This is a genomic window from Enterobacter sp. JBIWA008, from assembly GCF_019968765.1.
In the GTDB taxonomy this organism is placed as follows: Bacteria; Pseudomonadota; Gammaproteobacteria; order Enterobacterales; family Enterobacteriaceae; genus Enterobacter.
Window position 1 is genome coordinate 4,782,272 of sequence record NZ_CP074149.1, and the last position, 13,999, is coordinate 4,796,270.

Annotated in this window: 14 protein-coding genes; 11 read left to right on the forward strand and 3 right to left on the reverse strand. The window is 53.5% G+C overall.

Annotated elements, in window-relative coordinates:
* Together rbsD and kup are read right to left on the reverse strand one after the other, a co-directional pair.
* Complete coding sequence (rbsD, locus tag KGP24_RS23170) at positions 1-420, reverse strand: D-ribose pyranase (RefSeq protein ID WP_223561919.1); 420 nt, start codon at positions 418-420, stop codon at positions 1-3.
* Between the two features lie 226 nt (positions 421-646).
* The gene (kup, locus tag KGP24_RS23175) at positions 647-2,515 is read right to left on the reverse strand and encodes a low affinity potassium transporter Kup (RefSeq protein ID WP_223561920.1); all 1,869 of its coding nucleotides are present in this window, start codon (positions 2,513-2,515) and stop codon (positions 647-649) included.
* A gap of 222 nt (positions 2,516-2,737) precedes the next feature.
* Here kup and ravA point away from each other — a divergent pair, with 222 nt between their 5' ends.
* Complete coding sequence (gene ravA / locus KGP24_RS23180; RefSeq protein WP_223561921.1) at positions 2,738-4,234, forward strand: ATPase RavA; 1,497 nt, start codon at positions 2,738-2,740, stop codon at positions 4,232-4,234.
* Entirely contained in the window at positions 4,228-5,679 is a 1,452-nt protein-coding gene (gene viaA, locus KGP24_RS23185) for an ATPase RavA stimulator ViaA (protein WP_223561922.1), read from the forward strand. The genes ravA and viaA overlap by 7 nt, the downstream gene beginning before the upstream one ends.
* Here the strand turns inward: viaA and asnA are convergent, their stop codons facing one another.
* Complete coding sequence (asnA, locus tag KGP24_RS23190; protein WP_223561923.1) at positions 5,680-6,672, reverse strand: aspartate--ammonia ligase; 993 nt, start codon at positions 6,670-6,672, stop codon at positions 5,680-5,682. It abuts the gene before it with no gap.
* 151 nt (positions 6,673-6,823) lie between these two features.
* Between asnA and asnC the strand changes: the two genes are divergently transcribed.
* The 9 genes from asnC to atpH all read left to right on the forward strand — a co-directional run bounded on the left by asnC (position 6,824) and on the right by atpH (position 13,994).
* Positions 6,824-7,282: a transcriptional regulator AsnC gene (asnC, locus tag KGP24_RS23195; protein WP_023333916.1), complete on the forward strand. Its 459-nt coding sequence runs from the start codon at positions 6,824-6,826 to the stop codon at positions 7,280-7,282.
* A 90-nt stretch (positions 7,283-7,372) separates the two neighbouring features.
* The gene (gene mioC / locus KGP24_RS23200) at positions 7,373-7,822 is read left to right on the forward strand and encodes an FMN-binding protein MioC (protein WP_223561924.1); all 450 of its coding nucleotides are present in this window, start codon (positions 7,373-7,375) and stop codon (positions 7,820-7,822) included.
* Between the two features lie 374 nt (positions 7,823-8,196).
* Positions 8,197-10,086 carry a tRNA uridine-5-carboxymethylaminomethyl(34) synthesis enzyme MnmG gene (gene mnmG / locus KGP24_RS23205; protein WP_223561925.1) on the forward strand — a complete coding sequence of 630 codons (1,890 nt, stop codon included), beginning with the start codon at positions 8,197-8,199 and terminating at the stop codon, positions 10,084-10,086.
* 107 nt (positions 10,087-10,193) lie between these two features.
* Positions 10,194-10,817, forward strand: a complete 624-nt coding sequence (gene rsmG / locus KGP24_RS23210) for a 16S rRNA (guanine(527)-N(7))-methyltransferase RsmG (RefSeq protein ID WP_223561926.1) — start codon at positions 10,194-10,196, stop codon at positions 10,815-10,817.
* 616 nt (positions 10,818-11,433) lie between these two features.
* Positions 11,434-11,814, forward strand: coding sequence for a F0F1 ATP synthase subunit I (atpI, locus tag KGP24_RS23215; RefSeq protein WP_223561927.1), 381 nt, complete (start codon positions 11,434-11,436; stop codon positions 11,812-11,814).
* A gap of 8 nt (positions 11,815-11,822) precedes the next feature.
* Positions 11,823-12,638 carry a F0F1 ATP synthase subunit A gene (gene atpB, locus KGP24_RS23220; protein WP_023309789.1) on the forward strand — a complete coding sequence of 272 codons (816 nt, stop codon included), beginning with the start codon at positions 11,823-11,825 and terminating at the stop codon, positions 12,636-12,638.
* Between the two features lie 49 nt (positions 12,639-12,687).
* Positions 12,688-12,927: a F0F1 ATP synthase subunit C gene (gene atpE, locus KGP24_RS23225; protein WP_000429386.1), complete on the forward strand. Its 240-nt coding sequence runs from the start codon at positions 12,688-12,690 to the stop codon at positions 12,925-12,927.
* Positions 12,928-12,975: 48 nt separating this feature from the next.
* Complete coding sequence (atpF, locus tag KGP24_RS23230; protein WP_014072436.1) at positions 12,976-13,446, forward strand: F0F1 ATP synthase subunit B; 471 nt, start codon at positions 12,976-12,978, stop codon at positions 13,444-13,446.
* Between the two features lie 14 nt (positions 13,447-13,460).
* Positions 13,461-13,994, forward strand: coding sequence for a F0F1 ATP synthase subunit delta (gene atpH / locus KGP24_RS23235; protein ID WP_023309790.1), 534 nt, complete (start codon positions 13,461-13,463; stop codon positions 13,992-13,994).
* Positions 13,995-13,999 lie beyond the last annotated feature (5 nt).

Here is a 13,999-nt window from a genome sequence, read left to right on the forward strand (position 1 = left end):
TCAGAAGGTGACGCCAGCACAGAGAATAATATTCGCATACGGGGAGCACTCCCCGCTGCGAATCACCGCCTGACTTTCTGCGGTTTGTTGTTTGAACTGTTCGTGCGTCGTGTAACGAATTTCTATGGTGTTTCCCTGGTGTTGTTGCAGTTGCTCAATGTGGTTGAGCAACGTTTCGTGGAGTTGCGGATTATGTTGTTTGATTTCCGCCGCGAGAATGGCTGCCTCAACCTGCATCTCCGCCGTCACGACTTCCAGTACCTGCATAAACGAGGGCACGCCCTGCGTTAACGCCATATCGATACGGGTTGTGCTGCGCGGAACCGGTAAGCCTGCATCGCAAACCACCAGCGTATCGGTATGCCCAAGACGGGAAATAACCGATGAGATTTCTGAGTTGAGAACCGTACCTTTCTTCATTTTCTTGCTCCACTAGCGAAACGTTTCGCTAAAAATAGTGTAGACGCAAGAGTGTTCAGAAAACCATCATGACGTAACGGAATTGTGATCGACGTCGAAACGTTTCGCTAAGTGAAATGGAGTGGAGGTAAATGCAAAACGGTAACCCCAAGGTTACCGTTTTTTATGTTTGCGCCCTCTCCCTGTGGGAGAGGGTCGGGGTGAAAGCATCAGACCACACAAAGACTTAAATCTCGACCTGTGTCCCCAGCTCAATCACGCGGTTAGGTGGGATCTCAAACTGGTCAGGCGCGCGCAGAGCGTTACGCTGCAGGATAAGGTACAGCTTGCCGCGCAGGCGCAGATACCATGGGCGCTTGCCGATAATCAGCGACTCGTGGGACATAAAGAATGACGTCTCCATCATCCGGCAGCTCAGCCCTTCCAGGCCGCAGCGGTGGAACACCTCTTCCACGTTTGGCGTTTCACGCCAGCCGTAGCTAGCCACCACGCGCCAGAATGTCGGCGACAGCTGCTCGATTTGTACGCGACGTACGTTGTGAACATACGGCGCATCTTCGGTGCGTAGCGTCAGCAGAATGACGCGCTCATGCAGGACCTTGTTGTGTTTGAGGTTATGCATCAGCGCAAACGGGATCACGTTCAGGGCACGAGACATATACACCGCGGTGCCGGGCACGCGAACCGGCGGTGATTTCTCCAGAGAAGCTATCATCGCCTCGAGAGAATTACCGTGCTCATGCATGCGGCGCAGCAGGCGGAAACGCTCGCTTTTCCATGTGGTCATGACGATAAACATCACCAGACCCAGCGTCAGCGGCAGCCAGCCCCCGGAGACAATCTTGTCGAGGTTCGCTGAGAACAGCGGCACGTCGATACACAGGAAGCCCACCAGAATCAATGCCACGAGGAATTTATTCCAGTGCCAGTTTCGGTACGCCACCGTGGTGGAGAGAAGCGATGTCAGCACCATCGTACCGGTTACCGCAATGCCGTAAGCCGCCGCCAGGTTGCTGGAGTGCTCGAAGCTGACGATAACAATGACAACAGCGAAATAGAGTAACCAGTTAATGAACGGGATGTAGATCTGGCCCGACTCCATCTCTGAGGTATGGATGATGCGCATCGGTGAGAGGTAACCCAGACGCACGGCCTGGCGCGTCAGAGAAAACACGCCTGAAATCACAGCCTGGGAGGCAATAACTGTCGCCAGCGTTGCCAGAATCAGCATCGGTACCAGCGCCCAGTCAGGTGCCAGCAGGAAGAACGGGTTCTTGATCGCTTCCGGGTTTTTAAGCAGCAGCGCACCCTGACCGAAGTAGTTCAGCACCAGTGACGGGAGCACCACAATAAACCATGCCACGCGGATAGGCAGTTTCCCGAAGTGCCCCATGTCAGCATACAGCGCTTCAACCCCGGTGATGGAGAGCACGACGGCTCCGAGCGCCACGAAGGAAACCACTTTGTATTCCAGGAAGAAATGCACCGCCCAGTATGGGTTCAGCGCGTGCAGCACTTCCGGGTTCGCGATAATGCTGCGCAAACCAAGCGCCGCGAGGATCAGGAACCATGCCAGCATAATCGGTGCAAACAGTTTGCCCACCAGCCCAGTGCCGTGCTTCTGGATCGCAAACAGCAGCGTCAACACGATTATCGCCAGCGGGACCACCCACGTATCAAGCTGCGGCGCGATAATCTCCAGCCCCTCTATCGCCGAGAGGACCGAAATCGCGGGCGTGATAACCACCTCGCCATAGAAGAAACTGCCGCCAATCAGGCCGATAATGACCAGCACTGAGGTCATTCTGGCCGAGGTATTGCGCCCGGCAAGGGACATCAGGGTCAGGATCCCACCTTCCCCTGCGTTATCTGCACGCATAACGAAGGAGAGATATTTAACAGAAACCACCAGGATCAGCAGCCAGAAAATGAGGGACAGGAAGCCAAACACGGCATCGCGTTCAACACCAAAGCCAAACTGGCCGGACAGACATTCACGAAGCGTATAAAGCGGGCTGGTGCCGATATCACCGTAGACAACCCCGATCGCCGCAAGCGTTATTGCGGGTAATGATTGCTTATTATCAGTGCTCATAGACTAGTCTTTTCGTTTAAATAACAAATGTGTTCCTGGTCCCTTGGCCCACAAAAAGCGCACAGTATGCACGATTCATTGCAAAATCGTACCCCTAAATGCAACCGCATTAATGTAGCGCAAAGAAAATTGCGCCGCACTTCAGTCTATTACCAGCCCTGACTGAAACGTCTATACTCGCTTCAATTGGCCGCCACGACGGCGAAAGGATGCAAAACTATTATGGCTCACTCACATTTATTAGCAGAAAGAATTTCCCGCCTTAGCAGCGCGCTGGAGAAAGGCCTTTTCGAGCGTAGCCACGCCATTCGCCTCTGTTTACTGGCGGCGTTGAGCGGTGAGAGCGTGTTTTTGCTGGGACCGCCGGGCATTGCCAAAAGCCTGATTGCCCGCAGGCTAAAATTTGCTTTTCAGAACGCCCGCGCTTTCGAATATCTCATGACCCGATTTTCCACCCCAGAAGAAGTTTTTGGCCCGCTTTCCATTCAGGCATTGAAAGATGAGGGGCGCTATCAGCGTCTGACAGAAGGGTATCTTCCGGAAGCTGAGATTGTTTTTCTCGATGAGATCTGGAAAGCCGGCCCGGCTATTCTGAACACTCTGCTCACGGCGATAAACGAACGTCGGTTCCGTAACGGCGCCAGTGAAGAGAAAATCCCGATGCGCCTGCTGGTGGCCGCCTCTAACGAACTGCCTGAAGCCGACAGCAGTCTGGAAGCGCTGTATGACCGTATGCTGATCCGCCTGTGGCTGGACAAAGTGCAGGATAAATCCAACTTCCGCTCCATGCTGGTCAGCCAACAGGATGAAAGTGAAAATCCGGTATCCGCTTCGCTGCAGGTAACGGATGAGGAGTATCACCAGTGGCAGGAGGATATCGGCAAAATCAAACTGCCAGACGCCGTCTTCGAGCTGATCTATCTGCTGCGTCAGCAGCTCGATCTCCTCCCTTCTGCACCCTATGTATCCGATCGCCGGTGGAAAAAAGCGATCCGCCTGCTGCAGGCCAGCGCCCTGTTCAGCGGGCGTGATGCCGTTGCGCCAATCGATTTGATCCTGCTGAAAGACTGCCTCTGGCACGATGCAGAAGGCATGAACCTGATGCAGCAGCAGCTTGACGTTTTGATGACCGGACACGCCTGGGGGCAGCAGGCGATGCTCAACCAGCTGGGGGCGATAGCCCAGCGACGCATTCAGCTCCAGCAGCAGCAAAGTGATAAAACCGCGCTGAAAGTGAATCGCCTGGGCGGCATGTTCGCCCGCAAACCGCACTACGAGCTTCCCGCGGATCTGACCGGCGCAACGCTAACGTTGCTGCTCCAGCAGCCACTTAAACTGCATGACATGCAGGTGGTGCATATTACGATTGAGCGCGAGGCGCTGGCGCAGTGGCTGGATAAGGGCGGAGAGATCCGTGGAAAACTCAACGGCATTGGTTTCGCGCAGCCGCTGAATATGGAAGTGGACAGTAGCCAGCATCTGGTGATCCGCGACGTCAGCCTCCAGGGATCGCGTCTGGCTCTGCCGGGAACCGCCTCTGACAGCGTCCCCGAAGAGATTAAGCAGCAGCTGGAAGCGCTGGATACCGAATGGCACCAGCAGCACACCCGCTTTAGCGAGCAGCAAAAATGCCTCTTTATTCATAGCGACTGGTTAGGTCGCATCGAAGCCAGCCTGCAGGACGTCAGCGCGCAGATCAAACAGGCGCGTCAATGCTAACTCTGGATACGCTTAACGTCATGCTGGCCGTCAGCGAGGAGGGGTTGATCGAAGAAGTGGTCATTACGCTTCTGGCGTCGCCGCAGCTGGCGGCGTTTTTTGAAAAATTTCCGAAGCTTAAAAAGGCGATGACGGACGATCTTCCGCGCTGGCGGGAAAATTTGCGTCTGCGGTTCAGAGAGACCGAAGTTCCGCCTGAATTAACGGAAGAAGTAGCCTGCTATCAGCGGTGCCAGCGGCTCTCTACGTCGCAGTTTATCGTCCAGCTCCCGCAAACTCTGACGTTGCTCGATAACGTCCACTCTCCGTTTGCCAGCCAGGCCCGGGCGCTGGTCACGGATAACGCAACCTTTACACCCGCACTACAAACCCTCTTCTTACAGCGCTGGCGCCTCAGCCTGGTGGTTCAGGCCACAACGCTGAACCAGCAGCTGCTGGACGAAGAGCGTGAACAGCTGCTCAGCGAAGTTCAGGAACGGATGACGCTGAGCGGCCAGCTTGAACAGGTGCTGGTGGAGAATGAAAACGCCGCAGGGCGTCTCTGGGACATGAGCGCCGGCCAGCTTCGGCGCGGGGATTATCAGCTGATCGTCAAGTACGGCGATTTTCTGGCGCAGCAGCCCGAGCTGATGAAGCTTGCAGAACAGCTGGGACGCTCAAGGGAGGCGAAGTCGGTTCCAAAGAAAGACGCCCCAATGGAAACCTTCCGCACCCTGGTGCGCGAACCAGCTACCGTGCCGGAGCAGGTCGACGGGCTCCAGCAGAGCGATGACATTTTACGCCTGCTGCCCACGGAGCTGAGCACGCTGGGGATGACCGAGCTGGAGTATGAGTTTTATCGTCGGCTGGTTGAAAAACAGCTTCTCACCTACCGACTGCACGGCGAAGCCTGGCGCGAGAAAGTCAGCCAACGGCCGGTCGTCCATCAGGATTTTGATGAACAGCCGCGCGGGCCATTCATTGTTTGCGTGGATACGTCCGGTTCGATGGGCGGGTTTAACGAGCAGTGCGCGAAGGCGTTCTGTCTGGCACTGATGCGCGTGGCGCTGGCCGATCGCCGTCGCTGCTTTATCATGCTCTTCTCCAGCGAGGTGGTGGGCTATGAGCTGACGAACCAGCAGGGTATCGAGCAGGCAATCCGCTTCCTGAGCCAGCGCTTTCGCGGCGGCACGGATCTGGCCAGCTGCTTTCGCAGCATTGTGGAGCGTATGCAGGGAGGCGACTGGTACGACGCTGACGCGGTGGTAATTTCCGATTTTATTGCTCAGCGGCTGCCGGATGACGTGGTAAATAAAGTGAAGGAACTACAGCGGGTGCATCAGCATCGTTTTCATGCGGTGGCGATGTCAGCCCATGGAAAACCCGGCATCATGCGCATCTTCGATCATATCTGGCGCTTTGATACCGGGTTACGTAGCCGCCTGCTCAGACGCTGGCAGCGTTAATTAAAGAAGAGAACCGACGCTTTCGCGTACCTGCTGCGGCCAGACGCCACACTGAACCTGACCGATATGGGGTAATTGCAGCAGCAGCATGGTCAGACGGGACTGGCCAATACCGCCGCCGATCGTCTGAGGCATTTCACCGCGCAGCAGCGCCTGGTGCCACTCGAGTTTGAGACGATCTTCATCACCGGTGACCGCCAGCTGGCGCTTCAGCGCGTCAGCATCCACACGGATCCCCATAGAAGAGAGCTCGAATGCGTCTTCCAGTACCGGGTTCCACACCAGAATATCGCCGTTCAGCCCGGCAAACTCGCTCTCACCCGCAGTGCTCCAGTCATCATAATCCGGCGCGCGAACGTCGTGGCGTTTGCCATCAGACAGCTTGCCGCCGATCCCAATCAGAAATACCGCGCCCAGCTCTTTGGCGATCGCACGCTCGCGGCCTTTGGCATCCAGACCCGGGAAGCGGCTCAGCAATTCCTGGCTGTGCACAAAGTGGATCGTATCCGGCAGGAACGGTGCCAGACCAAACTCTTTGCTTACGGCCGCTTCGGTCGCTTTGATCCCGGCGTAGATCGCCTCAACGGTAGATTTCAGCGTACCGACGTGGCGCTCGCCGTCACCCATAACGCGCTCCCAGTCCCACTGGTCAACATAGACAGAGTGAATTGGGGTGAGGCGATCTTCATCGGGGCGAAGGGCTTTCATGTGCGTGTAGAGCCCTTCGCCCGCGCTGAAGTCGTGTTGCCCCAGGGTTTGGCGCTTCCACTTCGCCAGTGAATGAACCACTTCGAACTGGGCGTCTGGCAGTGTTTTCACTTTAACCTGTACCGCTTTTTCGCATCCAGAGAGGTTATCCTGGGTCCCGTCACCCACGCGGCTCAGAATCGGCGCCTGAACTTCAATAAGGCCAAGCTTCTCTTCCAGCTGGCGGGAAAAATGGGATTTAACGAAACTGATCTGGCGTTGTTTTGCGATGTAAGCGGTTTTCATTATTTATACTCCTGCGTCCTGTTGATATTGATTAAGCAACAGAAATGGCATCACATTCAATAACCCATCAACAAAAAGCCACCTTCACTTTTGATTCGATAAAATTAAACGCTAGAATAGAGTGATTCATTAATCTTCATAAGAAAAAGCTATGGAAAATTATCAGATCGATAATCTCGACCGCGGCATTCTGGAGGCCTTAATGGCCAATGCCCGTACCGCCTACGCCGAACTGGCAAAACAGTTTGGCGTCAGCCCGGGAACCATTCACGTTCGCGTAGAGAAGATGAAGCAGGCGGGGATCATTACCGGCGCACGCATTGACGTCAGTCCTAAACATCTGGGTTACGACGTCTGCTGCTTCATCGGCATCATTCTTAAAAGTGCCAAAGACTACCCTTCCGCCCTGGCGAAGCTGAACGCGCTGGATGAAGTCACCGAGGCGTATTACACCACCGGGCATTACAGCATCTTTATTAAAGTCATGTGCCGATCCATCGACGCCCTCCAGCAGGTACTTATCAACAAGATCCAAACAATCGATGAAATTCAGTCCACCGAGACATTGATCTCCCTGCAAAACCCGATCATGCGTACCATTCGCCCGTGATCGGGCAAATTCATTCCCACATTTTCCACAGGTAGATCCCAGCTCGTTCACAGCGTACAATGGCCGTCTCTTTATCTGGACGAGCGATCAATGGCGGACATTACCCTTATCAGCGGCAGCACCCTTGGTGGTGCGGAATACGTAGCGGAACATCTGGCTGAAAAGCTGGAAGAGGCAGGCTTTTCCACGGAAACTCTGCACGGCCCGTTGCTGGAAGATCTCCCGACTGACGGGGTCTGGCTGCTGATCACCTCCACGCACGGCGCGGGCGATCTGCCGGATAACCTGCAACCTTTATATGACGAACTGCTGGAACAGCAGCCCGACCTGTCAAACGTCCGTTTTGGCGCAGTCGGGATCGGCAGTCGTGAATATGACACCTTTTGCGGGGCAATAGAGAAAGTCGAAGCCGCTGTTAACTCCTGCGGAGCAAAACAGTTGGGCGAAACACTCAAGATCAACGTCCTCGATCATGACATTCCGGAGGATCCAGCCGAGATCTGGCTCGCGGAATGGAAAAATTTACTCAAAAACGATTAAAGATCGCGCGAACAGATGTGGATAACTCTGGTTAAAAGCTCGTATTAACCCGTAGTTATCCAAAGAACAACTATTGCATCGTTTTTGACCTGTGCATAAAGTCGCGATCTGATCCCAGCTTATACTGTCCAGGATCACCGATCATTCACAGCAAACGATCCTTTCTAACTGCATGATCTTCTTTGTGAGATCGGACTTATCCACACAAGTTCGCGATCCTAATAAGAGATCACAATAGAACAGATCTCTAAATAAAAAGATCTTCTTTTTAATAGCCCAGGATCCCAATGCTTTCTCGAAAGACTAAAGTTGAGTAGAATCCACGGCCCGGGCTTCAATCCATTTTCATACCGCTTTACGCGAGGCAGACCACCATGTTTTATCAGGATCCTTTTGACGTCATCATCATTGGCGGGGGTCATGCAGGCACTGAGGCCGCAATGGCCGCAGCGCGTATGGGTCAGCAGACCCTGCTTTTGACACACAATATCGACACGCTGGGACAAATGTCCTGTAATCCGGCGATTGGCGGCATTGGGAAAGGACACCTGGTAAAAGAAGTGGATGCACTTGGCGGCCTGATGGCGAAGGCGATCGATCGGGCTGGCATCCAGTTTAGGATACTAAACGCGAGTAAAGGTCCCGCTGTGCGTGCGACCCGTGCCCAGGCAGACCGCGTGCTTTACCGTCAGGCTGTGCGCACCGCGCTGGAGAACCAGCCTAACCTGATGATCTTCCAGCAGGCTGTAGAAGATCTTATCGTTGAGAACGATCGCGTCGTGGGTGCCGTGACCCAGATGGGCCTCAAATTCCGCGCTAAAGCCGTGGTGCTGACCGTGGGCACATTCCTGGACGGTAAAATTCATATCGGTCTGGATAACTACAGCGGTGGCCGTGCCGGCGATCCGCCGTCTATTCCACTGTCTCGCCGTCTGCGTGAACTGCCGCTGCGCGTCAGTCGCCTGAAAACCGGTACGCCGCCGCGTATTGATGCACGCACCATTGATTTCAGCGTGCTGGCGCAACAGCACGGTGATAACCCAATGCCGGTCTTCTCGTTCATGGGTAATGCGGCGCAACATCCGCAGCAGGTACCGTGCTACATCACGCATACCAACGAGAAAACCCATGACGTGATCCGCAATAACCTCGATCGCAGCCCCATGTATGCTGGCGTGATCGAAGGGATCGGCCCACGCTACTGTCCGTCGATCGAAGACAAAGTGATGCGCTTTGCCGATCGTAACCAGCACCAGATCTTCCTGGAGCCGGAAGGGCTGACCTCGAACGAAATTTACCCGAACGGCATATCCACCAGCCTGCCGTTCGATGTGCAGATGCAAATTGTTCGCTCAATGCAGGGGATGGAGAATGCGAAAATCGTTCGCCCTGGCTACGCTATTGAGTACGATTTCTTCGATCCGCGCGACCTGAAGCCAACCCTGGAAAGCAAATTCATCCATGGTCTGTTCTTCGCGGGGCAGATTAACGGCACCACCGGATACGAAGAAGCGGCTGCACAAGGTCTGCTTGCCGGTCTGAACGCCGCGCGCTTCTCCGCTGAGAAAGAGGGCTGGGCACCAGGCCGTTCTCAGGCCTATCTTGGTGTGCTGGTTGACGATCTCTGCACGTTGGGTACCAAAGAACCGTACCGCATGTTTACTTCTCGTGCTGAATATCGCCTGATGCTGCGCGAAGATAACGCCGACCTGCGTCTGACCGAAATGGGCCGCGAGCTGGGTCTGGTCGATGACGAGCGCTGGGCGCGTTTCAACGAAAAGCTGGAGCGCATTGAACAGGAACGTCAGCGCCTGAAAACCACCTGGGTCAATCCGCAGGCGGAAACCGCTGCCGAAGTAAACGCTCACTTAACCGCGCCGCTGTCGCGCGAAGCCAGCGGGGAAGATCTGCTGCGCCGTCCTGAAGTCACCTACGAGAACCTGGTCAAACTGACCGCGTTCGCGCCGGGCCTGAAAGACGCTGAAGCTGCCGAGCAGGTTGAGATTCAGGTGAAGTACGAAGGTTACATCGCGCGTCAGCAGGACGAGATCGAAAAACAGCAGCGTAACGAAAACACGCTGCTGCCGGAAATGCTGGACTACCGCCAGGTGACGGGCCTTTCCAACGAAGTGATCGCCAAGCTGAACGATCACAAACCGGTATCGATCGGCCAGGCATCCCGTATCTCCGGCGTCACGCCTGCGGCGATTTCCATTCTGCTGGTCTGGCTGAAAAAGCAGGGCATGCTGCGCCGCAGCGCGTAATGCCCAGAACATTGCCCGGTGGCGCTGCGCTTACCGGGCCTGATGAACCCGTAGGGCGGGTAAGCGAAGCGCCACCCGCCACCTAAGTTTTCCAACAGGTATTCACCGTGCTCAACAAACTTTCTCGTCTGCTGGATCAGGCAGGTATTTCGCTCACCGATCACCAGAAAAATCAGCTGGTGGCCTATGTCGACATGCTGAACAAATGGAACAAAGCGTACAACCTGACCTCAGTACGTGACCCCAACGAGATGCTGGTACGCCATATTCTCGATAGCATCGTGGTTGCCCCCTGGCTGAAAGGTGAACGTTTTATCGACGTGGGTACGGGACCTGGTTTACCGGGCGTTCCGCTGTCGATTGTTCGCCCTGAGAGCCACTTCACGCTGCTGGACAGCCTTGGCAAGCGCGTGCGCTTTTTACGTCAGGTACAGCATGAGCTTAAGCTTGAGAACATCACACCCGTGCAGAGCAGGGTAGAAGCGTTTCCGGCTGAGCCACCGTTTGACGGGGTTATCAGCCGCGCGTTTGCTTCGCTGAACGACATGGTGAGCTGGTGTAAGCATTTGCCTGCTGAGAATGGCCGCTTTTATGCGCTGAAAGGGCAGTTGCCTGGCGATGAGATTGAACAGCTTCCGGACGGATTTGCTGTTGAATCCATCGAGAAATTAAACATTCCTCAGCTCGAAGGTGAACGTCACCTGGTGATAATTAAGCCAAACAATTTTTAAAAAAATAATAAAAAATGTGGAATTCGTGCTGTTGTTGTCATGTTAAAAAACAGCACAACTACCAGGGATTTACCGGGGGGCTTTTAACCTCGGTTTCACTAAGGTTTTTCTTACAGTTAACGTAGCGCCTATTATTTACCGAAAAGATAGTCATCTATGAAAATATAAGTCTGCTAAAAGTGGAAGGCAGTAACCAGAACTCGATGTTAATTATTTATTAAGAATGTCAATAAAAGGTTTTTATTGTGTACTGGGCTGTTTTGAAAATAGTTACGACGTTTTGCTTTTAATTTCATAAAGATAAATTTACGCGATTTGCGTCTTTGATAAATACAACCTTATCGCAAATGTGTGTTTTGTGATCTCGTGCACGCTTTATCGCCAAGGTTTTCGCGCTGTTTGCAGTTTTGGTCGAAGGTTGACGCTTTCTACGAAAGTTAAAAAATAGCGGTGGGGAAAAATATTTAAACATTTATTCACCTTTTCGCTACTTAATGTTTGAAATCACGGGTGCGCACCGTATAATTTGACCGCTTTTTGATGCTTGACTCTGAGCCTTAAAGAACGTTTTATACGACACGCGGCATACCTCGAAGGGAGCAGGAGTAAAAACGTGATGTCTGTGTCGCTCTTGAGTAGAAACGTTGCTCGTAAGCTTCTGTTCGTTCAGTTTCTGGCTGTGATAGCAAGTGGACTGCTGTTTAGCCTCAAAGACCCCTTCTGGGGCATCTCCGCCGTGTGCGGGGGTTTGGCGGTTATGCTGCCAAACGTGTTGTTTATGATTTTTGCCTGGCGTCATCAGGCGCATACACCCGCCAAAGGCCGCGTGGCCTGGTCCTTCGCCCTCGGCGAAGTGTGTAAGGTGTTGCTGACCTTTGCTCTACTGGTGATGGCGCTGGCGGTTTTGAAAGTGGTCTTCATGCCGCTGATAGCAACGTGGGTTTTGGTGCTGGTGGTACAAGTTCTGGCTCCAGCTGTAATCAATAACAAAGGGTAAAAGGCATCATGGCTTCAGAAAATATGACGCCGCAGGATTACATAGGTCACCATCTGAATAACCTTCAGCTGGACCTGCGTACATTCTCGCTGGTGGATCCACATAACCCCCCGGCCACCTTCTGGACGATCAACATCGACTCCATGTTCTTCTCGGTGGTTTTGGGTCTTCTGTTCCTGGCCATGTTCCGCGGTGTTGCTAAACGAGCGACCAGCGGTGTACCAGGGAAATTCCAGACATTCATCGAAATGATCATCGGCTTCGTCCATGGCAGCGTCAAAGACATGTACCATGGTAAGAGCAAGCTGATTGCTCCGCTGGCCCTGACCGTGTTCGTTTGGGTCTTCCTGATGAACCTGATGGACCTGCTGCCAATCGATCTGCTGCCGTTTATCGGCGAGCACATCTTCGGCCTGCCTGCGCTGCGTGTTGTACCGTCTGCGGACGTGAACATCACCCTGTCGATGGCGCTGGGCGTATTTATCCTGATTCTTTTCTACAGCATCAAAATGAAAGGCGTAAGCGGCTTTGTGAAAGAGCTTACCTTGCAGCCGTTCAACCACTGGGCGTTTATTCCGGTCAACCTGATCCTGGAAGGCGTTAGCCTGCTGTCCAAACCTGTTTCACTGGGTCTGCGACTGTTCGGCAACATGTATGCGGGTGAGCTGATTTTCATTCTGATCGCGGGTCTTCTGCCGTGGTGGTCACAGTGGATTCTGAATGTGCCATGGGCCATTTTCCACATCCTGATCATTACGCTGCAAGCCTTTATCTTCATGGTTCTGACGATCGTCTATCTGTCGATGGCGTCTGAAGAGCACTGATTTTTTACCAACACTACTACGTTTTAATTGAAACAAACTGGAGACTGTCATGGAAAACCTGAATATGGATCTGCTGTACATGGCTGCCGCTGTGATGATGGGTCTGGCGGCTATCGGTGCTGCGATCGGTATCGGCATCCTCGGGGGCAAATTCCTGGAAGGCGCAGCGCGTCAACCTGATCTGATTCCTCTGCTGCGTACTCAGTTCTTTATCGTTATGGGTCTGGTGGATGCTATCCCAATGATCGCTGTAGGTCTGGGTCTGTACGTGATGTTTGCTGTCGCGTAGTAGTAGTTTTAAAACCCTAAGCCACAGAAATTAAAGAGGTATTGTGCTGTGAACATGAACGCAACAATCCTCGGCCAGGCCATCGCGTTTATTCTCTTTGTCTGGTTCTGCATGAAGTATGTATGGCCGCCTTTAATGGCTGCCATCGAAAAACGTCAGAAAGAAATTGCTGACGGTCTGGCTTCCGCAGAACGCGCTAAGAAAGATTTGGACCTTGCACAGGCCAACGCGACAGACCAGCTGAAAAAAGCGAAAGCTGAAGCTCAGGTAATCATTGAACAGGCTAACAAACGCCGTTCTCAGATCCTGGACGAAGCCAAAGCTGAAGCAGAACAGGAACGTACTAAGATCGTGACACAGGCTCAGGCAGAAATTGATGCTGAGCGTAAACGTGCTCGTGAAGAACTGCGTAAGCAGGTTGCGATTCTGGCTGTTGCTGGCGCCGAGAAGATCATCGAACGTTCCGTGGATGAAGCTGCTAACAGCGACATCGTGGACAAACTTGTCGCTGAACTGTAAGGAGGGAGGGGCTGATGTCTGAATTTGTTACGGTAGCTCGCCCCTACGCCAAAGCAGCTTTTGACTTTGCTGTCGAACACCAAAATGTCGATCGCTGGCAGGATATGCTGGCGTTTGCCGCTGAGGTGACGAAAAACGAACAAATGGCTGAGTTGCTTTCCGGTGCGTTAGCACCTGAAACTCTCGCCGCGTCGTTTATCGCCGTGTGCGGAGAGCAACTGGATGCCAACGGCCAGAACCTGATTAAGGTGATGGCAGAAAATGGTCGTCTCCGTGTGCTCCCGGATGTTCTCGAGCAGTTTGAGCACTTACGTGCCCTTAGTGAAGCAACCGCTGAAGTTGAAGTGACTTCTGCGACTGAACTGAGTAATGAACAGCTTGCGAAAATCACCGCCGCGATGGAAAAACGTCTGTCACGCAAAGTTAAGCTGAATTGCAAAATCGATAAGTCTGTAATGGCAGGCGTAATCATCCGTTCGGGTGATATGGTCATTGATGGCAGCGTACGCGGCCGTCTTGAACGCCTTGCAGACGTCTTGCAGTCTTAAGGGGA